The following is a 25,938-nucleotide window of genomic DNA, read 5'->3' on the forward strand; positions in this document are numbered from 1 at the left end:
ACAGCTTATGAATAAGTACTCTATTCTACGGTTCAATCAAGGGGTTACCTTGATTGAGCTTATGGTCGTGATTGTTATCGTTGCTATTTTTGCTTCAATTGCTATCCCTTCATATCAAAGTTATAGCCGTAGAGCTACTGCATCTGCGGCTAAAAGTGAAATTTTGAAATTAGCTGAACAATTGGAACAGCATAAATCAAGAAATTTTACTTATAGGGGGTTTACCACAACCTCTATAACCCTACCTCGCGGGGGATATACGATTCAGATTACTGATGATACGACGACAGGAAATTTATTGACGAATGCTGCTGCAAATGGGCAAACATGGGTCATTAAAGCGACAACTACAGATTCAAGAAACTTTAATTTTATTGCTAAGAATTCAGGTTTGCGTTGTCAAAGTTTAACAGCTACGGCTGTTGATAATGACTGTGGTGGAACAGTCACTTGCAATGTATGTGAAACAAATAGTGAGAATTGGCAATGAAGAATGGTTTTACTTTAATAGAAATCATGATTGTAGTAGCGATAATTGCAATTTTAGCAGCTATAGCGACACCTTCATATTTGCAATATTTACGTAAAGGGCATCGTACAGCTGTTCAATCCGAAATGATGAATATTGCCCAAACATTAGAATCAGAAAAAGTAGTTCACAATCGTTATCCGTCGAATGCGACCATACAGTCGATTTATGGTTCTAATGTGAGTCCTATACAAGGTCAGGCTCTATATAAGTTAGCTTTTGCAACTCTGAATGATTCAACTTGGGTACTTACTGCAACACCTATTTCTACTAGCTCACAAGCAGGTGATGGAATTATTTGTTTAAATGACCAAGGGCAAAAATTTTGGGCAAAAGGTGCCACAGTTTGTGCACTATCTGCTTCATCAAGTTGGACAGAGTAATTTAAATTCAAAACTGCGGATAACTCAAAATTTAATCTTTCTTTCAGGGTGAAAATCACGTAGAATGTCGCCCTCTATGAAAGGGGTTTGAAGTGTTGCCGATGGTCGGCGCAGGGATAATCCGTAAGAATTATAAGGCTTTTATCATGGTTGTTATTCGTTTAGCACGTGGCGGCGCAAAAAAACGTCCATTCTATCAAATCGTTGTGACTGATAGCCGCAATGCACGTGATGGTCGTTTCATCGAGCGTATCGGTTTCTTTAACCCAACTGCACAAGGTCAAGCAGAAAAACTTCGTTTAGACGCAGACCGTTTTGCTCACTGGGTTTCTCAAGGTGCTCAACCTTCTGAACGTGTTGCTTCTTTGGCTGCTCAAGCTAAAAAAGCTACTGCATAATTATTGTAGTAGGTAGCCCATGACACCAACACAGAATGTTCCCGAAGATCGTATTCAGATTGGACAGTTACGTTCAGCTTATGGATTAAATGGGTGGCTCTGGGTGTATTCCAATACAGAACCCATGAGCAATATGTTTGACTACTTGCCTTGGTACATCGAGACCAAGGCCGGTTGGCAAATCGTTGATGTAAAACGTTGGAAACCACATGGCAAAGGCCTGGTTGTTGCTCTAAAAGGTGTGAGTGATCGCACAGGAGCAGAAAGCTTGGTTGGCGCTAATATCTGGATTGCTAAATCTCAACTGCCGAAAGCAGATGTAGATGAGTACTACTGGTCAGATTTGAAAGGCTTAACAGTGTTAGGTCTTGATGACGACGAACAGGAAGTGAACTTGGGGCAAATTCATGAGTTGTTTGAAACTGGAGCCAATGATGTGATGGTTGTACGTGCTACACCAGACAGCATTGATTCAGAAGAACGCATGATCCCGTGGCATAAAGATGTGGTGCAACGCGTTGATCTTGAAGCTGGTCGCATTTACGTCAATTGGGGCGTAGATTATTAATCCTTTTTATAGGATTAACGCAGCAGGAAAATAGAGGAGTCTGCGGTGTTTTTTGCAGTCATTACGCTTTTTCCTGAAATGTTTGAAGCGATTACAGCCTACGGGATTAGCGGGCGTGCAGCAAAACGTGACATAGTACAAGTCACTTGTATTAATCCACGTGATTTTGCTGAAGGGAATTACCGAAGAGTGGATGAACGTCCATTTGGTGGTGGCCCTGGTATGGTGATGATGGCGGAGCCTTTGGCAAAAGCAATTAACCATGCCAAACAACTTGCTTCGCAAGCAGGATGTGTTCATGTACCTGTGGTGTATATGTCTCCACAAGGCAAAACTTTAAATGAACAGGCAGTACAGCAGTTTGTCGATTATGATGGCTTAATTGTATTGTGTGGGCGTTATGAAGGCGTCGATGAGCGTTTGATCCAGCATTATGTTGATCAGGAATGGTCGATTGGAGATTACGTCTTATCTGGTGGTGAACTACCTGCCATGGTGTTGCTTGATAGTATTATTCGCCGTTTGCCGAATGTAATGTCAGATGAGCAATCGGCGATACAGGATTCTTTTGTAGATGGTCTTTTGGATTGTCCGCAATACACTAAGCCAGACCAGTTTGAAGGGTTAGATGTTCCTGAAATTTTAAAGTCGGGACATCATGCCAATATTGAGAAATGGCGTTTTTTGCAGCGTTATCAACGAACTTTAGAGCGTCGACCTGAGTTGATTGAACAAGTTACGTTGACTAAGCAGCAAAAAAAATGGCTGTCAGATGAACAAGGGTAAGCATATTCCCTGTGTTTTTCTGAGCAAAAGATGAGAAGCTTTGCTTCGAATTAAAGCATAAGTCTATTTTTTATAGATTTATGTGCACTTAAGGCTCTTTACGGTTGTCGTAAAGGGAAAGTTAAACGGGTTGATATGCGCTTTAGCCTCTATCCCCAGCGGAAACTCAGGCCTCTTCTGACTCCGCACATATTGGAGATTCCCACAATGAGTGGTAAACATCCTTTAGTTCAAGCTATTGAAAATTCACAGTTAAAAACTGACCTTCCTGAATTTGCTCCTGGTGACACAGTAGTTGTTCAAGTTAAAGTAAAAGAAGGTGACCGTGAACGTCTTCAGGCATTTGAAGGTGTTGTAATCGCTAAGAAAAACCGTGGTTTGAACTCTGCGTTCACAGTACGTAAAATTTCTAGCGGTGTTGGTGTTGAGCGTGTATTCCAAACTCACTCACCAGTTGTTGCTAAAATCGAAGTGAAACGTCGTGGTGACGTTCGTCGTGCTAAACTTTACTACCTCCGTGACTTGTCTGGTAAAGCTGCACGTATTCGTGAAAAATTACCAGCTCGTAAAGCGTAAGCTTATAGCGAGTAAAAAATGCGCCTTTTGGCGCATTTTTTTGTTTTAAAGCTTATAATCCTTGAAGTTTTAAACGGTTAGCATGTTGACGGTAAACCGAGACAGGGTCTGCTGCAAAAATAGAACGTATTCCCATGACCTGATTGACTTCATCTAAATGATTCCAGTTATAGTCGTCACGAATAGTTTTACCAAATTTGGCACTGCATCGAGAAACCAGCCCATCATTATCCCCAAATGGGTCAACCACTAGACTACTTCCTGTCAATGCTATATCAAATGGATCTAATGGGTTTGTCAGCGCTTTATTACCAGAGAATGAATACATATAAATGCCTTTCTCCTGATAAGCACCCTCACCACAAGACGTGGTAGGAACACCCATTGGAAACTGGGCATTAAACTGTGCAGAGCCTTGAGTCGATAAACTGTGGGCACCTGCTAGGGAGTCATGCGGATAACTATTTGGGTCTAGACCTCCTGCCCAAGTAATTGCTGCGGAAAACCAGTTTACTAATGTTGCCAGTCCGGATAGAGGAGTACCCTCAACATTCAGGATGACATCTGCCATTGGCGATCCTTTGTGAGGTGCACCAATAGTAGTAAGCGAAGCGACTTTTTCAGGCATGATCCCAGCGACATAGCGAATTGTTGGTCCCCCGTGGCTATGTCCGATCAAGTTGACTTTAGGCTTTCCGGTGATGGCAATAATTTCTTCTATTTGTTGGGCAAGTTGTTCTCCACGAACTTCAGTTGAGTTAAACGGAGAAACTCTTGTTGCCCAGACATTTCCTCCGTTACGTGCAAGATCAGGAAGAATCTGATACCAGTAGTCCAGACCAAGCGTATCTGTTCCAACTCGATTAAAACCCGCCATACCATGGTTAAAAACCAATGGATATTTGGTTTGTGCATAAGTCGAATAGACGAATGAGCTTTTGACTTGCTCAGCATTTGTGGCATGGGTTGCTGAAACACTCAGTCCTGAGAGTATTGCAGCACAGAAAAATATTAAGTTCCTTTTCATTTTTTACTCACTATTTTTATTTTGTATGAGAAGCAGCTTCTACTGCTGGATAAGGTTTGGCTCACTTTGAAATAGAAAAGCCTAGTAGTTAAAGGGTAGTTCACCTCCTTGATCATGGACTGTTTCAAAAGTTCTAAGACGAAGCTGTTCTTGCGATGAGCTAAATTGTTGTTGGCGTAGTTGTTGAATAGCTTGTTTTTTAGCGTTGTCACTCATATTGCTATGCAGGACTTCATCACGTTGATTTAAGTAGCCAGTCACTCGCTGTTGCCACGCATTACGTTGTATATCTAAAGTTTCTAATCGTTGAGTTGCTTCGGCTCCAACAAGTGCTGTACGCATTTGCCGAAGTTCCTCTGCTGAACCATTGCGAGCTTTAATTTGTTTGGTCAGTGTGTGTAAATCATCAAGCTTTGAGAGTTCTTGTAGGTTTTCTTGCCAGTCTTCTGGTAATTGTTCAAAGCGCTCTTTGAGTTTTTTAGCTTTTTCAATTTCGCTTAAAGATGAATCTTCTAAAATCTTCATGCGATCTAATGTGTAGTTCTGATAAATGTCTTCTGTTGAAAATAACCCTTCAATTTCAGAGGCAGAGAAGAAACGTTTTCTTATATCTTGAATTGAACTGAAGATCTTTTGAAAATAATTTTGATCTTGTTGTTTAGATTGAGGCGGTTGAATTTGTGCAAGCTGCTCACGGTATTTTAAATAACGCGTCCACAAATCAATAATCTGTGAGCGGGCTGGCTCTAAATATTGATCTTGTATAAATTTCTCAAAATGAGTTTTAACTTGTTGTAAATTGCTCTCACCATACTGCGTAATAAAATATTCAAAGCAGTCACGGGTTTGGCTATTCACAACTAAATGCTGTGAACTATCAATTTTTAATTGGCAGTTAACTTGAGTATCTTGCTGACTTTTACTCAAATAAGTATTTTCGTTTAATGATGAATTTAAAGTAGATTGCGAAGTAGCTACCAAACTTTTAGCTTCATCCTGATTTGGCTGAGGTGAAGTATTTTCCGAGTCTGGGCTTAACCAATACACACATGCGATGAGGCTCAAAATAAAAAATCCGAGCACACACCACCCTATCTTTTTCTGCATCCTTTGCATAAAGATATCTTCCTTAAGTTTTCATTTGTTGTTTTTTTACTCGATCATTAATGTGCCATAAAATAAGTGAAAAGGCACCTAAATATTATGAAAATATCTTGCTGAATTTGCTAACATGTCGGCACTTTTCTCTAGCTTTGTGTTCCAGTAAAAATGACGACAAAAAATCAAAAAATTTCTCGTCGCCATATCAGTGGTGTATTTCTTTTAAATAAACCATTAGGGCTAAGTTCTAACGCTGCTTTGCAAAAAGTGCGTTGGCTTTACCGTGCCCAAAAGGCGGGTCATACTGGTGCATTAGATCCATTAGCAACCGGTTTACTTCCTATTTGTTTAGGAGAGGCCACTAAATTCTCACATTACTTGCTGGACTCGACAAAGCGTTATCAAACTACTGTTCGATTAGGCCAAACTACAACAACAGGTGATGTTGAAGGCGATATTTTACAAGAACGTCCTATCCCGGTTCTTAGCAAAGAACTTATTGAGCAAACTTTAGAAAAGTTTAGGGGCGATATTCAACAAGTTCCACCGATGTACTCGGCATTAAAAAAAGAAGGTAAGCCGTTATATGAGCTGGCCAGAAAGGGTATAGAGATTGAGCGTGAGGCACGCCCGGTTACAATTTATGCTCTAGAACTCATTGAATTTAATGAAAATAGTATCACTTTAGATGTAACTTGTTCTAAAGGAACATATATTCGTGTGTTAGGTGAAGATATTGGTGAGGCGCTTGGTTGTGGTGGTCATTTAACAATGCTTCACCGTATTCAAACTGGACATTTTGAACTCATCCCAAGTTATACCATTGAATATTTGGAAAGCTTAACGGAAGAGCAAAGAGAAGCTTTGCTACTGCCCGTATATGCTCCAATTGACCATTTCTTAAAAATTCAGGTTCCCGAAGGACGGGAAAAATATTTTTGTAACGGTCTAGAAAGCAATATTGATCATTCTGCAGAAGCAGAAGTGTTGGTTTTTTCGGGTGAACGCTGTCTAGGTTTAGCTGAAATTACCGATAAAAAACGGTTGGTACCTAAACGTATCTTAAATTTGTAGTAGATGTAGAGTATAAAACATGGGCATGGAATGGGATGTTATCCTTAGTTTGATCTTTTTTGCGTTTACTGCGGGAGCAATTGATGCTGCTGTTGGTGGCGGTGGACTCATCCAGATTCCTGGGATCATGAGCACTTTTCCTAACATGTCGACTGCTACGGTGATTGGTACCAATAAAGTCTCATCCATTTTTGGTACGGCATCGGCAGCTTATACATTTGCTAAAAAAGTAAAGTTGCAATGGAAGCTTTTAGCCGTTATTGCCACTTGTGCTTTGATTAGTTCTTTCGCAGGTGCAGCTTGTTTGTCGCTTATCCCTCAATCGGTATTGCGTCCTTTCGTTTTCGTGATGTTGATTGTGATTGCGATTTATACCCTAGTTAAAAAGAACTTCGGACAGGTTCATACCGAGCAAAAAATTACTACGAAAATGCTCGTTTTAGCTGGTATCGGTAGTCTGGCGATTGGCTTTTATGACGGTATTTTCGGACCGGGTACTGGTAGTTTCTTTATCTTTTTCTTCATTCGTTTTTTACAAGTCGATTTTTTACATGCTTCGGCGTTGTCAAAAATCGGTAATTTTATGACTAACTTAGCTGCGCTGAGTTTCCTCATCCCAACTGGGCACGCTATTTTACATATTGGTTTAATGATGGCAGCGGCTAACGTGCTAGGTTCTATTGTTGGGGTGCGTACCGCGCTTAAATACGGTAGTGGTTTTGTACGTATTATCTTTTTAATTTTGGTGAGTATCCTGATTTGCCGTTTGGGATATCAAATGTTTGTTACAGGTTAAATAAGATAAAAGTATGAACTGTTCCTGAGGAGTGGTTCATACTTTTGTGTATCATTTAAAGCTATAAATATAAAAATCATTACAGAAACTTACTAGAAAGAAAACTGTGTAAAAAATAGTCTCATTTTAAGCTACTTAAATAATATAAATTTTGCCGTACGATAAACCTTGAAATAAAAAAGATTTTTTAACTAAAAATGAGGAAGAGAATGAATATTTTCGAAGCATTAAGAGAAAGCCACGAAAATCAACGCAACCTTTCTGAACAATTAACCCAGACACATGGTTTAACCGAAGAACGAAAAGAATTATTTGATGCATTAAAAAACGAACTTTATGCTCACTCAGTTGCCGAAGACCGTTATTTATATATCCCTTTAATGTTTGATGATGTCGGTTTGGATATTACGAGACATGCTTTATCTGAACACCATGAAATGGATGAGTTGGTCGAGCAACTTGAAAAAACGGATATGAGTAGCCCAAGTTGGTTGGCAACCGCTAAACAGTTGAGCGAAAAAGTCCATCACCATTTAAAAGAAGAAGAGCATAAATTTTTTCAGCAAGCCGGTAAAATTCTTAAAGACAGTGAAAAAGAAACGCTAGGCAATAAATATTTAAAGGAATATAAAAAGTATAAAAAACAGCAATAAGCTACACCTATGGTGCTGTTTTGCTCCTTAAAGTAACCCCAATTGACGCTAGCATTACGCAAGCTAAAGCCACCCATTGCAGCATGCTGATTTCTTCGTGAAGTAATAAGAAACCTGTTAATGCTGCCAATGCTGGCGCTAAACTTGTTAGGGTGCCATAAGTTAATTTATTAAGTTGTTTGAGTGCCATTAGGTCGAGTGCATAGGGAATAGCAGTCGCTAAAACTGCAATAAGTAAGGCTTTACCCCAGTACTGTGTATCAAGTAATGCTGGGCCATTATACCAAATACCAATTGGTAATAAGGCGAGGGCAGATACGGTAATCCCTATGGTTAAGGCATGCATTCCTATATTTTGAGTTACAACTTTTTGGCCAAAATAAATATAGAATGCCCAACAAAGCCCTGCGCCTAAAGCACAGGCTGCACCTACGTAAGAAAAGTGGTGTTGAGTTGGATCTTGCCAAGGTACCATGAGTGCAATACCCAGCATGGCAAAAGCTACCCAGATATAATCGCTCTTTTGTTTGATAGAAACTAGGGCTAGGCCTAATGGACCAATAAATTCTAGACCTACCGCAATCCCTTGGGGTAATTTTCCAAGAGAGGTATAAAATAAGATATTCATTAACCCTAATGATGCGCAGTACATTAATAAATCACGCCATTTTAAATAAGGTAAGCGAGACCAGATTTTCCAAGAACGGAACATAACGGCAACAATCACTGCTGCAAAACATAGTCTTAAAATAGTAACGGTAAGCGGATCTAAAGCCGCAATAAGTTGCTTGGCAAATGAAGCGCTAATTTGATACGAAACCATCGACAAAATCATATATAGCACAGCAATAATTGGAAGATTTTGCATGGAAGTACCTTAACGCTTCATTTGATATGTAAAAAATAAGAGTGATTAATTATAGCCAATACTGGGTTTCAACTCGCAGGTTTTGCAGAATTAACTTACTGTTTTTTCACGTTGTTGTCGGGCTCTTTGGGTGGTTATGGTACAACCCACAGAAGCAGCAATAATGGTGGCGAGTGCCAACCATTGATTCCATAACAGGTATTCACCTAAGAAGATAAAACCGGAAAGTGCAGCAACAGCTGGCTCTAGGCTCATCAATGTTCCAAAACTTAAAGGTGTTAAATTGCGTAGAGCTAACATTTCTAAAGAGAATGGAAGTGCGCTGGCTAAAACGGCGAGACCAATAAAATAAAAAAAGTATGGTAGTTCTATAACTTGCCCAATCGAGCCTGAGAAAAAAGTAATAGGTAAAAGTATACAAGCACCTACAGTCATGCCCAAACAAACGGTATGGTTACCTGAGATACCAGAAGGCTTTTGCCCTGCAATAATATATAGGGCCCAACAAGCACCCGCACTCATCGCAAATAAGACTCCGATCCAGTCCAAACTATGTGCTTGGTTAAAAGGAAATAATAAAATGAGACCAATAATTGCGAAAGTGACCCAGACAAAATCATATTTTTGTTTAGCATGGTAAAGGGCCACACTGAGTGGACCAATAAATTCAAATGCAACCGCAATACCAATGGGTAAACGTTCAAGCGATAAATAGAAAAGAGCATTCATGCCAGCAAGAGCAAAGCCATAGCTCAAAATAGCTTTCCATCGGACCTGACTAAAATTAATTTTCCAGATCTGAAAAATGAAAGCCAAAATAAATGCCCCAATACATAAACGCATTGCAGAAACAGTCAGTACAGGAAAGTTCTGAAACAGGACTTTAGCTAAGGATGCGCTACTTTGGACACTTAACATGGCAAGAATAAGAAAGCCCAAAGCATGAAGCTGGGATTTCTGGCTTGAACTGGACATTTTATTATTTGATCAATTGGTATACTTTTCACATGATAATGTAAATACCTATAAAAAAGCCACAGACAATGCTGTGGCTTTTAAAGTTACAGTCTGTATTAGAACAATACGCGTACGCGAATTGTGCCTTCAACTTCATGCAACATATCTAAAGCTTCTTGAGAAGCAGAAGCATCTACGTCCATTACAAGGTAACCGATGTCGCCTTTAGTCATAAGTGACTGACCAGAAATGTTGATGCCTTGTTCAGCAAACAAGTTGTTGATTTTAGACAATACACCCGGTACGTTTTTGTGGATGTGTAGTAAACGGTGTTGACCCGCTGTCAATGGCAACGCGATTTCTGGGAAGTTTACCGCAGAAAGTGTCATACCCTTATCAGAGTAAGCAACAAATTTCTCTGCTACTTCTAAACCGATGTTTGCTTGAGCTTCCATCGTTGAACCACCAACGTGAGGAGTCAAGATCACGTTGTCTAAACCACGAAGTGGAGACTGGAACTCTTCACCATTTGCTTTTGGTTCTTTCGGGAATACGTCAACTGCCGCACCTGCAAGGTGACCAGATTTGATTGCATCAGCTAAATCTTCGATTACTACACATGTACCACGTGCAGCATTTAAGAAGATTGCGCCTTCTTTCATTTTTGCAAATTGTTCTTTAGTGAAGAAGTTACGTGTAGACGGAACATCCGGTACATGCAAAGTCACAACATCGGCAGTTGCTAAAAGTTCATCTAAAGAACCAACTTGGCGAGCATTACCCATTGGTAATTTAGTGACTGCATCATAATAAATGACATGCATACCCATACTTTCAGCAAGAACTGAAAGTTGAGAACCGATGGAACCGTAACCCACAATACCTAAAGTTTTGCCACGAGTTTCAAAAGAACCCACAGCAGATTTGTCCCAACCACCACGATGACAAGCCGCTGACTTTTCAGGAACACGGCGAAGAAGAAGAATAGTTTCAGCAAGTACGAGCTCTGCAACCGAACGCGTATTTGAATATGGTGCGTTAAATACAGGAATACCACGTGCCATCGCTGCTTTAAGATCTACTTGGTTTGTTCCGATACAGAAACAACCTACTGCGATCAATTTATTTGCAGCTTCGAAAACTTCTTCAGTCAATTGGGTACGCGAACGAATACCAATAAAGTGAGCATCTTTAATTGCTTCTTTAAGTGCTTCGCCTTCAAGAGCAGTTTTGCGATAGTCAATGTTGGTATAACCCGCAGCGTTTAAAGTATCGACTGCGTTTTGGTGAACGCCTTCTAACAAAAGGAAACGGATTTTATCTTTAGGTAGTGAAAGATGTTGGCTCATTACGGCTCCGCTACAAAGGCCAAATTTGGTGGCGGTATAATAACATACTGGGCAGCGCTATAGATATTTCGTTTATACCATCGCCTTATGGCAATTTTATCTATGTCTAATCACTTCCATTTATGGCTTGTCGAGCATTACAAAATATGCTTGATCTACGTTTAGGCCCAAATTTTCCTTTAAGGCCTTATAAAAAGTGTTTTATTGGTGTTAAACATGTTTTGTAGTGACAGTATCTCTATTCTGAACTTTATCGCTTGTGCTGTTACATGTAGAATATAGGAGTTCCTTGAACATTATGGCTTTGCTCAGGTGAAAACCTAGAGAAATATGAGGTCATAGTCCCACCACAGTTTACTTCTTGCTAGGTCTGCAAACGATGAATGCTCCAGTCGCTTTAACACCTGAGTTACTCACCCAATTAACAGCAATCGTCGGTGAAAACCGTATTAAAACCGATGCTGATAGTCTCGAAAACTGGGGTAAAGATCATACCAAGCATTTTAATCCGAACCCATCGGTCATCGTTTTTCCATCAACGACTGAACAAGTTCAGGAAGTTGTGAAGCTTGCAAACCAGTTTAATATCGCAATTACACCGTCAGGTGGACGTACAGGACTTTCTGCTGGTGCTGTAGCAACCAATGGTGAAATTGTCATTAGCATGGACAAAATGAACCAGATTCTTGAGTTCTTTCCGGCAGACCGTATGGTTCGTGTACAAGCTGGTGTTGTGACTGAGCAATTGCAAAATTATGCAGAAGAACAAGGCATGTATTATCCAGTTGACTTTGCGTCAGCAGGTTCTAGCCAGATTGGCGGTAATATCGGTACCAACGCTGGTGGTATTAAAGTCATTAAATATGGCATGACGCGTAACTGGGTACTCGGTTTAACTGTAGTGACGGGTAAGGGCGACATTTTACGTTTAAACAAAGGCATGATTAAAAATGCAACTGGTTATGCATTACAGCATTTGTTTATTGGTGGTGAAGGTACATTAGGTTTAGTGACTGAAGCAGAAATTAAACTTGAGCGTCAACCACAAAACCTACAAGTTTTAGTTTTAGGTGTTCCTGATTTTGATGCAGTAATGCCTGTGTTACATGCTTTCCAAAAAGATATCGACTTAACTGCATTTGAGTTCTTTGGTGAGCTTGCAATGCAAAAAGTACTCGACCGTGGTCATGTTCAACGTCCATTTGAAACTCAATGTCCATTCTATGTATTGCTTGAGTTTGAAGCGCCATACGAACCGATTATCGACAAAGCAATGGAGATTTTCGAGCACTGTATGGAACAAGGTTGGGTACTTGATGGTGTAATGAGCCAGAGTCTTGATCAAGTAGAGAGCTTGTGGCGTTTACGCGAAGATATTTCTGAATCAATCGCGCCGTTTATTCCATACAAAAACGATATTTCAGTATTAATTACTCACGTACCTGCATTTATTCGTGAGATTGATGCAATTGTTCAAGAAAACTATCCTGACTTTGAAATTTGCTGGTTCGGCCATATCGGCGACGGTAACTTGCACTTAAATATTTTAAAACCTGAAAACTTAACCAAAGATGAGTTCTTTGCGAAGTGTCAAGTTGTGAATAAATATGTGTTTGATACCGTTAAAAAATACGATGGTTCAATCTCTGCCGAGCATGGCGTAGGTATGACGAAAAAGCCATATTTGGAATATTCGCGCTCAGCTGAAGAAATCGAATATATGAAAGCTTTGAAAAAAGTATTTGACCCGAAAGGTATTATGAATCCGGGTAAATTATTCGATCTTTAAATTAGATCTATTTTGTAGAACTACATAGTTTCTACAGAGTAACCGACAAAGGCATAGCATCATAAAGCTATGCCTTTTGTTTTTTGGTGATGAAAATGCAACGTTTATTTTTTATTTCTGCACTTTGTGCTGGACTTATGACGGGTTGTGCAACCACAAGTAAATTAATTCCTTTTGTGGGCTCAGAAACCCCAATGCAACAAGTACTTAAAACGCAACCCGAGATTGTAAAAGAGCATAACAATACTTCAGTTCAGCAGGTATTTAACCGAGTAGAATCTCCAACAGTTTCTCGCATTACTGTTATACAAACCGGTTTAATGGATGATTCTGTCTCAGCAATTCGGACGGAATATTTATTTAAATTGGTTGATGAAAAGTGGCAATTGCAAAATAAGCAAAAGAGCTACCAATGTGCAAGAGGAAAAGGTTCTAAAGGTTTCCAGACGCAGCTTTGTTCTTAAGCATAAAAAAGACGATAAATATATCGTCTTTTTTTATTTCTTAAATTATACGCCGCTTTCTAAAATTTTAATTTTGACGTCAACTACATCATCTTTGACTGCTTCATGATGCGCTTGCATATGAGGTGTAGCTAAGTGTGCTTCAAGATGAGCCACACTTTCCCATTTTTCTAACATCACAATAATGTCAGGGTCTTTGTTTTGGAAGCTCGCATTTGAAATGTGGTCAACCAAAGGTTCATAACCATGACAACCATCTTCTGCTAAAACAGTTGGAATGATTTTTTGAAATGCATTCAATACGTTTTGGCGGTGCTGTCCACCCGATTGAGTACGAATTTCCGCGATAATAGTAAGCATGGTTTTCTCCGGGTTAGGCTGCTGCAAATAGTGTGTTCAAATGTGCTTTGTATGCTTCCACATAACTATCTACATCAGGCATTTTAATTACATCATTTACAATAAATGTTGGTAGGGTACTCATACCTAAGAACTGATTTGCTTTATGAAATGGTAAATAAACACCATCTACACCCACGCCATGGAAAAACTGATCCGCATCGTCAAATGCTTCCATTGGCGCATTCCAAGTAAGTGACAGCATATATTTTTTGTCATGAATTAAACCACCTGAACCATATTTTTTTGAGGCATCAGAGCGGCTACGACCATCGTTTGCATAAAGAGAACCATGACCTGTCGTAAATACATCGTCAATATATTTTTTTACGGTCCACGGTGCACCCATCCACCAGCCCGGCATTTGATAAATCACGACATCTGCCCATAAATATTTTTCTACTTCAGCTTCAGCATTGTAGTCACTATCTGCACGAGTGACTTTTACTTCATGACCGAGTTCAGTGAGGTGATTCGTCGCTAATGTCGTGAGTGTGTCATTTAATTCACCATTTGAGTGCGCAAATTGTTTGGCACCATTAATGACTAAAATATTGCTCATGGGAGTTACTCTAATTCAATTCTTAAACTTGAGCGATACTTTAGAGAACTTACTCTTAAAGAAAAATGTAGTAATTGGAAAAATATTATTGATTAAAAATCATTAATCTTGGTTTGATACCTTATATTGGTTTCTTTATTTTAATGGCAAATACTTTACAAAGTTGAACGGAAAAAATTGTTTGTAGCCTTTAGCATCATGGTGAAATTGTGGTGGAGTTGAGTATGAAAAAGATTGGTTTACTCATGATGTGTAATTTGTTGATTCTGAGTGCTTGTACACCAAATACAAATCCACCTACACCTCAAGCGAACAGTCCGATACAAGCTGTTTTACTCGATCAACCTAATCTTTTAAATAATGCCAGTAATTTAAGTATTTCACAGCAAATGAATGCTTTAGAAGATCCTTCTAATGCTCAAGTCACTATTTTGCAGACAGAGCCGAGTGAAGATGCTGTTTCGAAAACACGTACTGAGTATTTATTAAAAAAAGATCAGACTGTTTGGAAAATCGTGAATAAAAAACAAAGTTATCAATGTACAAAGGGCGAGGAAGCAGCAGACTTTCAAGTTAATCCTTGTCCTTAAAGCTGAATTTCTATTGAATATGTGGATAACTTTAGGGTTATTCACAATATAAAAATGAGTTCGTCATCATTAAAATATAGAATTTAAAATTGTTGGAATTGTCCGATTGATGATCAATTTGAAAAGTGATATTGTGTCATCCGGCAATTATGCCAGATGGTAAAAATTACCGAATCTCACGTCATACATTTTTTCTCGTTTTAGACACCTTGTGAATACGGTGTTTCACATTCTAAACATGCACTCTCACGGCATATAACAACTTAACTAAAGATTGACTGACCATACTGTCATCGTCATGGCTACATTATTTATTTCAATATGTAGTTGCTGAGACATAGTGGCCGCTATTTTGAAGTGTACAAACTCATGAAAAATATTCAAACGACAGCGTTGAACCGTACAACGTTGATGTTTCCTTTAGCTTTAGTGCTATTTGAATTTGCGGTTTATATTGGTAATGACCTGATTCAGCCAGCCATGTTGGCAATTACTGAAGATTTCGGTGTAAGTGCAACTTGGGCGCCGTCTTCAATGTCATTTTATTTATTAGGTGGTGCATCTGTTGCATGGTTACTAGGACCTTTATCAGATCGATTAGGCCGTAAAAAAGTACTTTTGTCTGGTGTTTTATTTTTTGCCTTGTGCTGTTTTTTAATTTTATTAACGCGACAAATTGAACACTTTCTGACATTACGTTTTTTACAAGGTATTGGGTTAAGCGTAATTTCAGCAGTGGGATATGCCGCAATTCAGGAAAATTTTGCCGAGCGTGATGCGATTAAAGTCATGGCACTTATGGCAAATATCTCATTGCTTGCGCCTTTGCTAGGACCTGTACTTGGAGCTTTCTTAATTGATTATGTTTCATGGCACTGGGGTTTCGTGGCAATTGCTTTACTCGCACTGCTGAGTTGGGTTGGCTTAAAGAAACAAATGCCTAGTCATAAGGTGAGTGTAACCAAACAGCCTTTTAGTTATCTTTTTGATGACTTTAAAAAGATATTTAGCAATCGGCAGTTCCTTGGGTTAACGTTGGCCTTACCGCTTGTAGGTATGCCGCTTATGCTCTGGATCGCGTTATCACCAATTATTTTGGTCGATGAACTGAAGCTAACGAGCGTGCAATATGGTTTAGCACAGTTCCCGGTATTTTTAGGTTTAATTGTTGGTAACATTGTTTTAATTAAAATTATTGACCGTTTAGCTTTAGGTAAAACTGTCTTAATTGGCTTACCGATTATGCTCACTGGTACGCTAATTTTAATATTAGGTGTTGTCTGGCAAGCCTATTTAATTCCTTGCTTATTAATAGGTATGACACTCATTTGTTTTGGTGAAGGAATTAGCTTCTCAGTGTTGTACCGTTTTGCGCTCATGTCATCTGAAGTGTCAAAAGGAACTGTAGCTGCTGCTGTTTCAATGCTATTGATGACGAGCTTCTTTGCAATGATTGAGCTTGTACGTTACCTCTACACCCAATTTCATTTATGGGCTTTTGTCTTATCTGCTTTTGCATTTATTGCCTTGTGGTTTACTCAACCACGTTTAGCTTTAAAACGAGAAATGCAGGAAAGAGTTGCACAAGACTTACATTAAAAAAATACCGGAATTTATATTCCGGTATTTTTTATTCTATTTAATTTCATGCTCTAAAAGTTTGCCTTTTAAGCTTAAGAGTTCAGGCAAGGTTTCTAATAATAAACTCATCTGTTTTAAGACAAGTGTGTAGTTCTCTGAAAAATGTTCGTGAGTTATTAAACTTTGAATTTGCTTTAAAGTCTGTTCAAGAAAACTAAAGTTAACCGAAGCTTGTTCAAATAAACTTTGTTTAAGAATTTGCTGACAATCCAGTAAGAGTTGTAATACCTGTTGATCATCAATTTTTTGTCTTTGGCTGCCTAAGGCGGCGACATAACTCAGCTGGCTGTGGCTATAAACCAAATAACGAAAGGCGTAATGAATCAGCTCTGGATTCGGGTTGGGCTCGGCACTTAAGCTTGAAATCATATTCGACAGTTCAATTTGCGCGTTATGTGCAGCACGGCGAATTCTACGATATTCAATGTCTTGATTTTTCCCATGCTGATATTGCTCAACAATCACATTAAAATAATCAAATGTGGCTTGGCTACTTTTCTTAATATTGTTTGGAATATTACGGAAGTTCCAGTCCGGCCATATAAAATTAACAGCAAGCCAAGCAATAAAGCAGCCTAATAAGGTGTCGATTAGACGAGGTAAAATAATGCTGTAACCTGCACCTTTTAAATTGAAAATGAGCAATACCATTAAGGTTGCCATCAGTGTTGCCAGCGCATATTTTTTCTGGCGTAAGTAGAAAAAGCTAACTCCACAAATAATGGTAAGAATGAGTTGACCTTCAATACTAGGAACAAAATATAAAATGGGAATACCCAATAAAACGCCGAGTAAAGTCCCAATCGTTCTAAGCTTTAAACGACTTTTGGTTGCAAAGTAAGTAATTTGGCAAACAAATAAACTGGTGAGCAAAATCCAGTAACCATGTTGGGCAAAAGGTAAGAGGGAAATGGCATAACCTGCGGCAAATACAACCGCAATTCGTACTGCATGTCTAAATAGGGCCGATTGTGGCGTCAGTTGCTGCCGAATTTTTAAAACAAGGTCTGAAAATCCTTGAATATCATCATCTAGTAAATTGAGATGTTCTTGCTTGTTCTGACTTAGCGTTTCATTAAACGGTTGAGCATATTGAAGCTGTTCAAATTGTTCATGCATTCCTTTTAAATTATTAAAAATCAGCTTTAAATTTTTAACTTCAAAATTTTGTGGATGCTGTTGTATCCAGTCTTTCAAAGAGCTTTCCAAATGGTTTAGGCCAATTTGGCTTTCTTGAGAAGACTGATATTGTTGATTATGCAAAATGCATTGGGCTAAATCATGGCAAGCTTGTGCCTGTAAGCGTAGGTTTTTCTGAAAACGAAAAATGAGATCACTACGGCTAAAATTTTGTTGGATATGCTCGTAGTGTAAATAATTAGAAGTTGCCTGCTCGTGTATATCTCGCGCAAAAAAGTATAGGTTTAACCAGTAAATACTTTTATTACTGACTCGTGATGCCTTAAGGCGAGTCAGCAGAGAGCTACGTATTTGGTTAAGGCTCTGTGCAACTTGTGTATTTTGTAGTGATAACTCAAATAAAAGCTGTTCAACATTTTCTTTATTATCTGGGTCGAACAACCGTGCTTTAGCTTGAAGTAAGGCTGAAATTTCTTCAAAAATTTGTGAAAGTTTATCTTGTAAAGGAAGTGTTGGTTTAAGAATAAAAAATAAAATAGAAGTTAAGCCGTACCACAACGCACCATAGACAAAATAAGTAGGCTGTTGGTACCAGTGTGCATATTCTCCTAAACCAAACATGCTATAAATTGAGAGTAAAATCGTACCAAAAGAAATGGTGGCGTAGCGTTGCCCTAAAGCTCCCAATAAAATGAAACAAGCACTGGAAATTGAAAGATATAAAATAAATAAAAATTTATAAGGTGCTAAAAAACCAAGAATAGTGCTGACAGTAAAAAAGAGTAGGCAGACATAGAGCAAGTTGCGTAAACGAAGACTTAAGCGATCATCAAAATCGGTAAGTGCAGCAGCAATCGCACCTAAAGTCACAGGAACGATCAGTTCATTATGACCTAACCAAAGTAAACCTAAAGTTGTGCCTGTGAGTACAATTAAAATTTGCAGGCAATAAATTAAAATTGAATTCGCTTTAAAACGATTGAATAGTTGAGTCAGATTATTCACGGCTTTTTTTCTAAATGAGAGGGTACGTGACAATTGGTATTTAAATTTTTATTACTTGAAAAATATTATGCGTTTTGTCTAAAAAAGTCAGTTTATTTTTTAAGATTTTATAATAATTAATTAGTCTAAGTTGCTTAATAAAATAGCAAAATTGTGGATATCTTTTTAGATACCCACAATTTAAAAATAGCACTTATTTGATTACGCCACATGCAATTCGCGCTCCGCCACCACCTAGAGGCAAAGGAGAATCTGAATAGTTATCACCACCAGCATGGATCATGATAGCGCGACCTTGAATGTCAGCAAGTTTTAAACGTGGTGCAATAACAGCAGTTGTAGCTACACCAGTATTGTCAACGACTAATGCTGGTAAATCGCCTAAATGCCCGGTAGTTGGCGTACCATGATGTGGGGCTTGGTTAGGGTTATAGTGGCTACCCGCAGCTAAAGCAGCGCCTGGTTTTCCATCTTTAACAGCAGGGGCACAAGATGGATTTTCATGGATGTGGAAACCGCGAGTACCACTTGGTAAATCTGCTAAAGCAGGGGTAATGATTAAGCCCTTATCACTGTCTTGAAAGCTGATCGTACCAAGTTTTTTACCTATACCATTGGCTGTCACTTCATTAACATCCACCACTTTTTTAGTATGCATTGTGGTAAGTGCATGGGCTGTATCAGATACAGTCTTACTTACCGTGCTACAACCGACCGTTAATAAAGCTGTCAGTGCACATACTGCACCAATTTTATTAAATACTGGCATTATAGATATCCTTATAACTATAAATCTGATTTTTTTATTCAAGCAAAGGTGCGTGAACCCTACAAGTTAATTTAAATAGTCACTTTGTATCTTGAAATATTTTTAAATCATTAGCTTAGTTTTTAGATGGCGGTAAATCATCATCTGAATCATAAATCATGGTTGTTTTTGGCATGGGTTCAGGGTCAATCGTCTCATGAAGCCATTCACGCCAAATTGCTAATAAAACAGCTAAAATAACAGGGCCAATAAATAGACCAACTAAACCAAAACTTGCAATACCACCCAATACACCGAACATAATCAATAAAAACGGAATTTGAGTCGCACCAGAGATTACAAGTGGACGGATCACGTTGTCTGAACTACTTACAATCAGCACACCCCATAAGATGACGCCAATAGCTTCCATGGTTTGACCTTGAGAGAACAACCATAGTCCAACGCCTAAGTAGGAAACAGGAGTACCAAACGGAATTAGGGCTAATAAGAACGTTGCAATGGTGAGAACCATTGGGTTAGGTACACCAGCGACGAAATAACTTAATCCAGCCAGTACTGCTTGAGCAATTGCAGTTAAACCCACGCCATACACAACGGCACGAGTGGTTTCTGAAATTGTGTCGAGATAATGATGAATACGTGGCCCAATCACCATTTCCAAGGCTTTACTCACTTGGGTTAAGATCGTGTGGCCATCACGATAAAAGAAGAAAAGACTTAAAATCGCAAAACAAAGTTTGACGATATTTTTACTAATTTCATTTAATAACACACGCCCATAACTTAAATGGCTTTGTACCCAAGCTGCAATATTCTGAATAGTACTATTAGGGTCTGTGTTAATTTCGTTGAGTGTGCGAGATATTTCTTTACCAATAAACGGAAGATTACGAATAAAATCGGGAACGCTTAAATGACCTGAAAAGACTTGACGCTGTAAATCAAAATAAAGGTTACGACCTTCATGTTGTAGAATAAAAATAGCACATGTAAATGGCACGCCAACAATTAAAATGACTAAGCTAATCATAACTGTAGCATTTAAATTATTTCTGTTTTCACCAAAAAAATGCTGAATTCTTAAATAAATCGGCCAAGTCATGTAGGCAATAATGGCAGCCCAAAGTACAGGTACAATAAAGTACTTCAGGATGTTAAATCCTAAAAAGATCAGGATAAAAAACAGCCCAAACAATAAAACGCGCTGTAAAGTAGGAGCGTATGGATGCACGAACAAAATTCTCTAATTTTTAAAATAGAATAAGGTCATATTAACTGAAAAATGACCTGAGACAAATTTTAGGCAGGCGTGCTCATTTCTGCATCTTGCCCACCTAAAATAAAGAGATGGTTTTAGAACCACTCAGATTTATCTTCAATCAGTTTATTTAAAAGAGGCTGCCACTGGCTTTGAATTGCAATAAAGTTCTTTTGTGGTTTATCAAATACACTTAAACCTTGCATTGCTAAACTGCCATAAGCACTACGCTCGGCAATCCACGCAATGGGTTCATGTTCGATTTTTTCAAAAAATTGCTGAATGTCTTTTGAACTGGCGCTGTTCGGCTTAACTCGGTTTGCAAGTAGTAAAATTTGTACTTTACCTTTACGAATACGCTTAATATCCTGCAAATGCTTGAGAAAACGACGTGTACTATCGATATCAAAAAATGAAGGCTGAAGTGGTGTAATAATCGCATGAGCTTCGCTGACTAACTGTTCAGCATGATCGCCCGAAAGAGCACCCGGTGCATCAATAATTAAATAATCTAAATTTTTAGGCGCATCACCAATCGATTTTTCGTGACGCCAATCCAAGCTTTGAATCGCGGCTACACTTTCTGGACGTTGCTTTAACCATTGTAAAGAAGATTTTTGGTTGTCAGAATCTGCCAATGCTACTTTATATCCTTTTTGTGCCAAAGCTGTTGCCAACGTAATGGCTGTCATGGTTTTTCCGCATCCGCCCTTTTGATTTGCAATAAGTATCGTTTTCATAAATTCAGTTATATTCAGCAGCACACTTGTTCTACTTATACCTTAGCATCTTTTTATGTGAAGTAGATGACTGCCTTTGACAAAAGTTTAAGCTACTCCCTAATTTTAGATATGATTGCTCATCTATCGCGATGATGTGTATTTGTTAAGGAAAATTTATGTCCGTATGGCTGGCCATGCTTATTGGTGCTGGTATTGGTATTATTATCACGACGCTTATTTTATCAAATACCCGTAATGGCCGAATCAAGGCTGAATACGAGCAATATATTGCCGAGTTGGAGCTTGAGCATCAACAAGCCCTTGCCCAAGCACAAAAGAGAAGTGTAAATACGAGCCGCGCCGTATTAAAAGGAAAAATGGCAGAACAATTTGCGCCAGTCTTGCCGGAGTTTCAGTATTTGCCAAGTGATGCCAAGTTTATGGGCGACCCGGTTGATTATATTATTTTCGATGGCTATACCGATTTTCGAGATGGAGACGGAACTGCCGATGATATTCAAATTATTTTGCTGGATGTCAAAAGTGGAGGGGCACGTTTAACAAAGGGGCAGCAAGCAATTGCTCAGGCAATTAAGGAAGGGAAAGTTCGTTTTGAAACTTTAAGAATAGATTTTGAAGATTAATAATCTATTTAATTAGGCACAAAAATAGACGAAATTGATCTGTATTGTTACTAAATTCCGATATTTTTTTCATACCTTAGAGCTACCATAAAACGAAGATCTAATGAATTTGATCTAGCAATATTTGAGGTATAAAGCGATGAAAAAACAACGTTTGATGATAGCTTTGCTGGCGACTTTAGGCATGGGGTCAGCATTTGCATCAACCTCGAGTGAATATAATATTGCCAATGGCTTGCTTCCAGTTGAAAAAGATCAATCAATTTCTGTATTACAACCATTTCAGGGAAATTTTAGGATTTTAGGTTCAAAAATTTATCACAATGATGAGCAAGCCAAATTTTCACCGATTGATTATGCGGTAAGTTGGGGTTTATTTGCTCAACCTGAAATCGCGCGAAATATTTCAGTGAAACAATATGACCGCTATTTAAACTGGAAAATAGCAAAACTTCCTGTACCAGCTGAGCAAGCAATGCAGATGGTATCGAATATGCACATTATTCCTGCAAACCCTGAAATCGCCCAACAAATTAAGCAAGTTAAACGTGGTGATTTGGTTTATTTAAAAGGTGATCTGGTTGAAATCAAAGATAAAGATTTAGTTTGGAAGTCATCTTTGACCCCAACTGATACCGGCGATGGTGCATGTGAACTCTTCCGTGTTCAATCAATTCAGTGGGTTGAAAAACAAAATATTTAAATTAAAAAAGCCTTCTTTATAAGAAGGCTTTTTATTGCATGCAGTTAAATTAATGCTGCTGTGAGGCTTTCCAGTACTTTAACTGATTTTGTGCTTGTAAATAGTCAGCAAGTTGTTTGACCTGCTCATCTTTACTTGCCTGCTTATCACTAAAGTTCTTTTCTTGGTTTTCCCAATATTGATAGAGTAAGCCCTGAATATAACGACCTTGTTCAGTTTTTAAGTCGAGGTCTTTTAACATGGTCAATGCTGAGCGCACGTTATCAAGCGTACGTTTTTGTTCAAACTCTGCGGTGAGTGTGCCAGCCTCATGCATTTTCGCTAACTCATTTTCCATCTCGTCACTCATTTCAGTAAAGCGGCGATCGTAATCTTCTAGTAGCGCAATATCATGAGCGTCATCCGCAGTAGCTGGGAATTTCTTCACTGGTCTTTCATTGAGTTTTTCCAAGACCTGATCGGTAGATGAACTTGTATGAGATTGTTCAGTCTTTGCTGGCTCATCTGCTTTTTTACAAGCCGTCAATAATAGGCTAGAGCTGAGCAAAGACATTAAGATGATATGAGGCGTTTTTTTTAACATAGCTTTCAACCGAACCTATTCTCTATGATTTGACGACGTACTTTTTTGAAAATGATATGCATATGTGACATATGGAAAAACAATCTGATCTTGTGGGCCTAACCCAGTAAAATCATAAACAATTTTTTCAAACTGAGCTTTGAGCTGTAATTGATCTTTTTCGGTCATTGCTGCAATAAAACTTGTTGAAAGTAACCGTTTACTCACCACTTGTTCGACAGTACCATGCTGCGATTGCGAAAAAGTATTTAAATTGTCAAAAGTAAATAAATCTTGGTCTTCAAAAACCTTTTTCCACCTTTCACTATGGTAACGAGGTGTATCACCTTCAAGTGGTAGTAGAAAATCCGCTAAGGCTTTTACCCAGTCTGTACCTTCATCGCGCTGGTTCCAAACAAGTCCTAAATGTCCTTGAGGTTTTAATACCCGATGGATTTCGGTCAATGTTTCTATGTTGTCAAACCAATGAAAAGATTGGGCACAAATGACAGCATCAATCTGTTGGTTATTTACTGGAATATTGTGGCTAAAGGCTTGTAAAGTTTTAATATCAGGATAGGCTTGCTGAAGCTGTTGTAACATCTCGCCAATTGGCTCTACCGCAATAATATTGGCATGTGTCTGTTTTAAGTAAGGTAAGAATTTGCCAGTACCCGATCCAAGATCGATAACAGTAGAATTTTCATGTATTTGGAGCCGATCTTGTAGCCAACTTACTATTTCTACGGGATAATTTAGTCTAACTTGCTGATAAAGCTCAGCAGCAGAGCTGAAGCCTTTTTGAGCGGCAGGATGTAAGGATTGTGTCATATTTTGCGCTTTTTAATCTGACTGGCATCTATAAAATAAGATACTCCGCAATCATAAATTGGCAAAACACCTATTTTGTTTCATTTTTGACGATGTATGTGGGAGTAAATTTTCTTTCGGTGTGAGCATGGATAAGCAAATTATTTTTGAAGACGAACACATTAGAGCCATTTTTTTACAAGGCGATTCTAATACATTAGTTCTCTCTTTTGGCGATTTGATTACCCGGGCGAGTGGCTTATCTATCAATGCTGAAAAGTCTCTAATAAAGTACCAATACAATGTCATTGGGGTGATGCCAAAACAAAAATCATGGTTCCCAAAGGCCAGTATGGTTGAGTTGGCAAAAGTCATTTTGCCTATTATTCAGCGTTTTAAAAATATTGTAGGTTATGGTGGCTCAATGGGCGGCTATGCAGCAATTAAATATTCGAATTTATTAAATATGAATCGAATCATTGCATTTGTGCCTCAGTATTCAATTGACCCTGAACAAGTTGAAGACCGACGCTATGTTGAGTTCTTCGATGCTGTCGCGAATAAAGACATGCAAATTCAGCCGCAAGATGTAGATGCAAGTCGTGAATACATTATTGTTTATGATCCTTACTTTTCAATTGATCGCGAACATTACTTAAAAATAAAAGAGATCTTACCAAGTTTACATACAATTCATTTGCCTTTTACAGGACATGAAGCTTTATCTGTATTGGCAAGCTCAAGCCTTTTACATGATTTTATTGAGCATGAATTTGATGAAACGTATTTCTATCAACAAGTTCGTAAAATCAAAAAACAAAGCAAGTTCTATTATCGTAATGTTCTTGCAAATGTGCTGACATACCATGACAGCATGTTATTGAAAATATTGCGTCAAAATGACTTTCAGTTAGATGAACGTTATTTAGACAATCCACTTAAGCAAGCAGTCACTCGTAGTCTTATTAAAACAAAGCAAGCTACAGAGCAAGATTTCCAGAAGCTTGGAATTAAAATTCAGTATAGCCAGCAAGCTGAAAACCATAAAAAGGGTTTGAAAAATCAATTTGAGGCAATACTGGTATTTAATTTGATTAATCTAAAGCTTGAAACCTATGCTGTAGATGTAGTGTTGGCGAACCCATCATATTTGATTCCCATTGTGGCAGAGCACACTGGGGTTGTTCAGATTGAGTTAAATAATGAACTTTATTTGTTAGGGATGAATGACCGAAAAATTATTAAATTGTTTAAACAGGGTGATGCACTCACTTCGGATATGAGTCCGTTTGTTATTAAACAATATTCTGATTTCTTTGCGTTAAGCTACAAGCAATTAAATTTAAATTGTGATGAACAAGGTGTATGTGATTACGTTGAAGGTTCCGTTCAGCCATCTCAACAGTTTGTATTGACCAGCTACTAAGTCATTTCCTCGATTAAATAAAGCTCAAATCTCAAGATTTGAGCTTTATTTTTTGCTTAAAAAATATTTTTTTATCAATTTATTTGTATATAAATTTAAAAGTCATTATTTAAATAAATAGTGTGTCTAATTTTTAAATAAAGATAAAGCTAAAAGTAGGCATGGGGAATTAAGTGAAAAATTATTATATTTTAAAAAGTATAGTTTTTAAATTTATATAAATTAAAGAAATGATGTAAGATTAATTAAAATACAATAATTACCCTAATAATTATTAATTAATTGTTTTTAAAATATATTTTATTTGATTGGCAAAAGATTGCTTAAAATAACTTCACTATTCAAAGATAATTGCATATTTATTTTTTTATCCTAAAATGATTTTT

At 38.1% G+C, this 25,938-nt stretch carries 29 protein-coding genes; 16 read left to right on the top strand and 13 right to left on the bottom strand.

Going from position 1 to position 25,938, the window contains the following annotated elements; genetic code table 11:
- Nucleotides 1–7: 7 nt before the first annotated feature.
- The 6 genes from KNQ97_RS12275 (at nt 8) to rplS (ending at nt 3,240) form a co-directional block, all read left to right on the top strand.
- Nucleotides 8–490: a type IV pilin protein gene (locus KNQ97_RS12275; RefSeq protein WP_001046417.1), complete on the top strand. Its 483-nt coding sequence runs from the start codon at nt 8–10 to the stop codon at nt 488–490.
- Complete coding sequence (locus tag KNQ97_RS12280) at nt 487–912, top strand: type IV pilin protein (protein WP_000788342.1); 426 nt, start codon at nt 487–489, stop codon at nt 910–912. Before KNQ97_RS12275 ends, KNQ97_RS12280 begins: the two co-directional genes overlap by 4 nt.
- Nucleotides 913–1,058: 146 nt before the next feature.
- On the top strand, nt 1,059–1,310 hold the full coding sequence (gene rpsP / locus KNQ97_RS12285) for a 30S ribosomal protein S16 (protein ID WP_000260334.1): 252 nt from the start codon (nt 1,059–1,061) through the stop codon (nt 1,308–1,310).
- 19 nt (nt 1,311–1,329) lie between these two features.
- Complete coding sequence (gene rimM, locus KNQ97_RS12290; protein WP_000189236.1) at nt 1,330–1,878, top strand: ribosome maturation factor RimM; 549 nt, start codon at nt 1,330–1,332, stop codon at nt 1,876–1,878.
- Nucleotides 1,879–1,923: 45 nt separating this feature from the next.
- Nucleotides 1,924–2,664, top strand: a complete 741-nt coding sequence (gene trmD, locus KNQ97_RS12295) for a tRNA (guanosine(37)-N1)-methyltransferase TrmD (protein ID WP_000464598.1) — start codon at nt 1,924–1,926, stop codon at nt 2,662–2,664.
- Between the two features lie 207 nt (nt 2,665–2,871).
- Nucleotides 2,872–3,240, top strand: a complete 369-nt coding sequence (gene rplS, locus KNQ97_RS12300) for a 50S ribosomal protein L19 (protein WP_000014562.1) — start codon at nt 2,872–2,874, stop codon at nt 3,238–3,240.
- A 52-nt stretch (nt 3,241–3,292) separates the two neighbouring features.
- On the opposite strand, the gene KNQ97_RS12305 is transcribed toward rplS, so the two are convergent.
- Nucleotides 3,293–4,234 carry a triacylglycerol lipase gene (locus KNQ97_RS12305; protein WP_253612322.1) on the bottom strand — a complete coding sequence of 314 codons (942 nt, stop codon included), beginning with the start codon at nt 4,232–4,234 and terminating at the stop codon, nt 3,293–3,295.
- A 114-nt stretch (nt 4,235–4,348) separates the two neighbouring features.
- Nucleotides 4,349–5,383 (bottom strand): lipase secretion chaperone, encoded by a 1,035-nt coding sequence (locus KNQ97_RS12310; RefSeq protein WP_253612295.1) that lies wholly within the window; start codon nt 5,381–5,383, stop codon nt 4,349–4,351.
- A 153-nt stretch (nt 5,384–5,536) separates the two neighbouring features.
- On the opposite strand from KNQ97_RS12310, the gene truB reads away from it, so the two are divergent.
- From truB to KNQ97_RS12325, 3 genes are all read left to right on the top strand, one after another.
- Nucleotides 5,537–6,442, top strand: coding sequence for a tRNA pseudouridine(55) synthase TruB (truB, locus tag KNQ97_RS12315; RefSeq protein WP_000208689.1), 906 nt, complete (start codon nt 5,537–5,539; stop codon nt 6,440–6,442).
- Nucleotides 6,443–6,461: 19 nt separating this feature from the next.
- The gene (locus KNQ97_RS12320) at nt 6,462–7,238 is read left to right on the top strand and encodes a TSUP family transporter (RefSeq protein WP_253612296.1); all 777 of its coding nucleotides are present in this window, start codon (nt 6,462–6,464) and stop codon (nt 7,236–7,238) included.
- Between the two features lie 209 nt (nt 7,239–7,447).
- A complete protein-coding gene (locus KNQ97_RS12325; protein ID WP_001019908.1) occupies nt 7,448–7,891 on the top strand; it encodes a hemerythrin domain-containing protein in 444 nt (147 codons plus the stop codon).
- A 7-nt stretch (nt 7,892–7,898) separates the two neighbouring features.
- Here KNQ97_RS12325 and KNQ97_RS12330 read toward each other — a convergent pair whose 3' ends face one another.
- The 3 genes from KNQ97_RS12330 to serA form a co-directional block, all read right to left on the bottom strand.
- Nucleotides 7,899–8,759: a DMT family transporter gene (locus KNQ97_RS12330; protein WP_064479315.1), complete on the bottom strand. Its 861-nt coding sequence runs from the start codon at nt 8,757–8,759 to the stop codon at nt 7,899–7,901.
- A gap of 90 nt (nt 8,760–8,849) precedes the next feature.
- Nucleotides 8,850–9,734: a DMT family transporter gene (locus KNQ97_RS12335; protein ID WP_000099318.1), complete on the bottom strand. Its 885-nt coding sequence runs from the start codon at nt 9,732–9,734 to the stop codon at nt 8,850–8,852.
- Between the two features lie 98 nt (nt 9,735–9,832).
- Nucleotides 9,833–11,065: a phosphoglycerate dehydrogenase gene (gene serA / locus KNQ97_RS12340; RefSeq protein WP_000077814.1), complete on the bottom strand. Its 1,233-nt coding sequence runs from the start codon at nt 11,063–11,065 to the stop codon at nt 9,833–9,835.
- A 379-nt stretch (nt 11,066–11,444) separates the two neighbouring features.
- Here serA and KNQ97_RS12345 point away from each other — a divergent pair, with 379 nt between their 5' ends.
- Together KNQ97_RS12345 and KNQ97_RS12350 are read left to right on the top strand one after the other, a co-directional pair.
- The gene (locus KNQ97_RS12345; RefSeq protein ID WP_000993504.1) at nt 11,445–12,854 is read left to right on the top strand and encodes an FAD-binding oxidoreductase; all 1,410 of its coding nucleotides are present in this window, start codon (nt 11,445–11,447) and stop codon (nt 12,852–12,854) included.
- 95 nt (nt 12,855–12,949) lie between these two features.
- Nucleotides 12,950–13,318 carry a hypothetical protein gene (locus KNQ97_RS12350; protein WP_001189301.1) on the top strand — a complete coding sequence of 123 codons (369 nt, stop codon included), beginning with the start codon at nt 12,950–12,952 and terminating at the stop codon, nt 13,316–13,318.
- A 45-nt stretch (nt 13,319–13,363) separates the two neighbouring features.
- Here the strand turns inward: KNQ97_RS12350 and KNQ97_RS12355 are convergent, their stop codons facing one another.
- Nucleotides 13,364–13,678: a putative quinol monooxygenase gene (locus tag KNQ97_RS12355; RefSeq protein ID WP_000955560.1), complete on the bottom strand. Its 315-nt coding sequence runs from the start codon at nt 13,676–13,678 to the stop codon at nt 13,364–13,366.
- Between the two features lie 13 nt (nt 13,679–13,691).
- Nucleotides 13,692–14,279, bottom strand: a complete 588-nt coding sequence (locus KNQ97_RS12360) for an NAD(P)H-dependent oxidoreductase (protein ID WP_000065452.1) — start codon at nt 14,277–14,279, stop codon at nt 13,692–13,694.
- Between the two features lie 224 nt (nt 14,280–14,503).
- Between KNQ97_RS12360 and KNQ97_RS12365 the strand changes: the two genes are divergently transcribed.
- Entirely contained in the window at nt 14,504–14,869 is a 366-nt protein-coding gene (locus KNQ97_RS12365; RefSeq protein ID WP_000719497.1) for a hypothetical protein, read from the top strand.
- Between the two features lie 369 nt (nt 14,870–15,238).
- Complete coding sequence (locus KNQ97_RS12370) at nt 15,239–16,468, top strand: MFS transporter (protein ID WP_253612297.1); 1,230 nt, start codon at nt 15,239–15,241, stop codon at nt 16,466–16,468.
- A gap of 36 nt (nt 16,469–16,504) precedes the next feature.
- On the opposite strand, the gene yccS is transcribed toward KNQ97_RS12370, so the two are convergent.
- From yccS to KNQ97_RS12390, 4 genes are all read right to left on the bottom strand, one after another.
- Nucleotides 16,505–18,655: a YccS family putative transporter gene (yccS, locus tag KNQ97_RS12375; RefSeq protein WP_001061809.1), complete on the bottom strand. Its 2,151-nt coding sequence runs from the start codon at nt 18,653–18,655 to the stop codon at nt 16,505–16,507.
- 193 nt (nt 18,656–18,848) lie between these two features.
- Nucleotides 18,849–19,424 (bottom strand): superoxide dismutase family protein, encoded by a 576-nt coding sequence (sodC, locus tag KNQ97_RS12380; RefSeq protein ID WP_001143890.1) that lies wholly within the window; start codon nt 19,422–19,424, stop codon nt 18,849–18,851.
- Between the two features lie 115 nt (nt 19,425–19,539).
- Nucleotides 19,540–20,658, bottom strand: coding sequence for an AI-2E family transporter (locus KNQ97_RS12385; protein ID WP_000553809.1), 1,119 nt, complete (start codon nt 20,656–20,658; stop codon nt 19,540–19,542).
- Between the two features lie 122 nt (nt 20,659–20,780).
- Nucleotides 20,781–21,425, bottom strand: a complete 645-nt coding sequence (locus tag KNQ97_RS12390) for a ParA family protein (RefSeq protein ID WP_174724423.1) — start codon at nt 21,423–21,425, stop codon at nt 20,781–20,783.
- 158 nt (nt 21,426–21,583) lie between these two features.
- Between KNQ97_RS12390 and KNQ97_RS12395 the strand changes: the two genes are divergently transcribed.
- Nucleotides 21,584–22,051: a Holliday junction resolvase-like protein gene (locus KNQ97_RS12395; protein WP_000118035.1), complete on the top strand. Its 468-nt coding sequence runs from the start codon at nt 21,584–21,586 to the stop codon at nt 22,049–22,051.
- Between the two features lie 139 nt (nt 22,052–22,190).
- Nucleotides 22,191–22,754, top strand: coding sequence for a hypothetical protein (locus KNQ97_RS12400; RefSeq protein WP_253612298.1), 564 nt, complete (start codon nt 22,191–22,193; stop codon nt 22,752–22,754).
- A gap of 49 nt (nt 22,755–22,803) precedes the next feature.
- Here the strand turns inward: KNQ97_RS12400 and KNQ97_RS12405 are convergent, their stop codons facing one another.
- Entirely contained in the window at nt 22,804–23,337 is a 534-nt protein-coding gene (locus tag KNQ97_RS12405; RefSeq protein WP_000915016.1) for a hypothetical protein, read from the bottom strand.
- A gap of 15 nt (nt 23,338–23,352) precedes the next feature.
- Nucleotides 23,353–24,147: a class I SAM-dependent methyltransferase gene (locus KNQ97_RS12410; RefSeq protein ID WP_253612299.1), complete on the bottom strand. Its 795-nt coding sequence runs from the start codon at nt 24,145–24,147 to the stop codon at nt 23,353–23,355.
- A gap of 127 nt (nt 24,148–24,274) precedes the next feature.
- Here KNQ97_RS12410 and KNQ97_RS12415 point away from each other — a divergent pair, with 127 nt between their 5' ends.
- A complete protein-coding gene (locus KNQ97_RS12415; protein ID WP_253612300.1) occupies nt 24,275–25,552 on the top strand; it encodes a hypothetical protein in 1,278 nt (425 codons plus the stop codon).
- The last annotated feature ends 386 nt before the right edge of the window (nt 25,553–25,938 follow it).

Origin of the sequence: Acinetobacter sp. UC24323, assembly GCF_024151445.1 — a bacterium.
Lineage (GTDB): Bacteria > Pseudomonadota > Gammaproteobacteria > Pseudomonadales > Moraxellaceae > Acinetobacter > Acinetobacter baumannii.

Bases quoted from the DNA above. Each gene is read 5' to 3' on its own strand.
- serA (WP_000077814.1), bottom strand. From the start codon at position 11,065: ATGAGCCAACATCTTTCACTACCTAAAGATAAAATCCGTTTCCTTTTG.
- rimM (WP_000189236.1), top strand. From the start codon at position 1,330: ATGACACCAACACAGAATGTTCCCGAAGATCGTATTCAGATTGGACAG.
- KNQ97_RS12395 (WP_000118035.1), top strand. From the start codon at position 21,584: ATGTCCGTATGGCTGGCCATGCTTATTGGTGCTGGTATTGGTATTATT.
- KNQ97_RS12330 (WP_064479315.1), bottom strand. From the start codon at position 8,759: ATGCAAAATCTTCCAATTATTGCTGTGCTATATATGATTTTGTCGATG.
- KNQ97_RS12355 (WP_000955560.1), bottom strand. From the start codon at position 13,678: ATGCTTACTATTATCGCGGAAATTCGTACTCAATCGGGTGGACAGCAC.
- KNQ97_RS12280 (WP_000788342.1), top strand. From the start codon at position 487: ATGAAGAATGGTTTTACTTTAATAGAAATCATGATTGTAGTAGCGATA.
- KNQ97_RS12275 (WP_001046417.1), top strand. From the start codon at position 8: ATGAATAAGTACTCTATTCTACGGTTCAATCAAGGGGTTACCTTGATT.
- KNQ97_RS12370 (WP_253612297.1), top strand. From the start codon at position 15,239: ATGAAAAATATTCAAACGACAGCGTTGAACCGTACAACGTTGATGTTT.
- truB (WP_000208689.1), top strand. From the start codon at position 5,537: ATGACGACAAAAAATCAAAAAATTTCTCGTCGCCATATCAGTGGTGTA.
- KNQ97_RS12390 (WP_174724423.1), bottom strand. From the start codon at position 21,425: ATGAAAACGATACTTATTGCAAATCAAAAGGGCGGATGCGGAAAAACC.
- KNQ97_RS12365 (WP_000719497.1), top strand. From the start codon at position 14,504: ATGAAAAAGATTGGTTTACTCATGATGTGTAATTTGTTGATTCTGAGT.
- KNQ97_RS12310 (WP_253612295.1), bottom strand. From the start codon at position 5,383: ATGCAAAGGATGCAGAAAAAGATAGGGTGGTGTGTGCTCGGATTTTTT.
- KNQ97_RS12350 (WP_001189301.1), top strand. From the start codon at position 12,950: ATGCAACGTTTATTTTTTATTTCTGCACTTTGTGCTGGACTTATGACG.
- rpsP (WP_000260334.1), top strand. From the start codon at position 1,059: ATGGTTGTTATTCGTTTAGCACGTGGCGGCGCAAAAAAACGTCCATTC.
- KNQ97_RS12415 (WP_253612300.1), top strand. From the start codon at position 24,275: ATGGATAAGCAAATTATTTTTGAAGACGAACACATTAGAGCCATTTTT.
- sodC (WP_001143890.1), bottom strand. From the start codon at position 19,424: ATGCCAGTATTTAATAAAATTGGTGCAGTATGTGCACTGACAGCTTTA.
- KNQ97_RS12360 (WP_000065452.1), bottom strand. From the start codon at position 14,279: ATGAGCAATATTTTAGTCATTAATGGTGCCAAACAATTTGCGCACTCA.
- KNQ97_RS12320 (WP_253612296.1), top strand. From the start codon at position 6,462: ATGGGCATGGAATGGGATGTTATCCTTAGTTTGATCTTTTTTGCGTTT.
- KNQ97_RS12405 (WP_000915016.1), bottom strand. From the start codon at position 23,337: ATGTTAAAAAAAACGCCTCATATCATCTTAATGTCTTTGCTCAGCTCT.
- KNQ97_RS12345 (WP_000993504.1), top strand. From the start codon at position 11,445: ATGAATGCTCCAGTCGCTTTAACACCTGAGTTACTCACCCAATTAACA.
- KNQ97_RS12335 (WP_000099318.1), bottom strand. From the start codon at position 9,734: ATGTCCAGTTCAAGCCAGAAATCCCAGCTTCATGCTTTGGGCTTTCTT.
- KNQ97_RS12410 (WP_253612299.1), bottom strand. From the start codon at position 24,147: ATGACACAATCCTTACATCCTGCCGCTCAAAAAGGCTTCAGCTCTGCT.
- KNQ97_RS12325 (WP_001019908.1), top strand. From the start codon at position 7,448: ATGAATATTTTCGAAGCATTAAGAGAAAGCCACGAAAATCAACGCAAC.
- KNQ97_RS12400 (WP_253612298.1), top strand. From the start codon at position 22,191: ATGAAAAAACAACGTTTGATGATAGCTTTGCTGGCGACTTTAGGCATG.
- rplS (WP_000014562.1), top strand. From the start codon at position 2,872: ATGAGTGGTAAACATCCTTTAGTTCAAGCTATTGAAAATTCACAGTTA.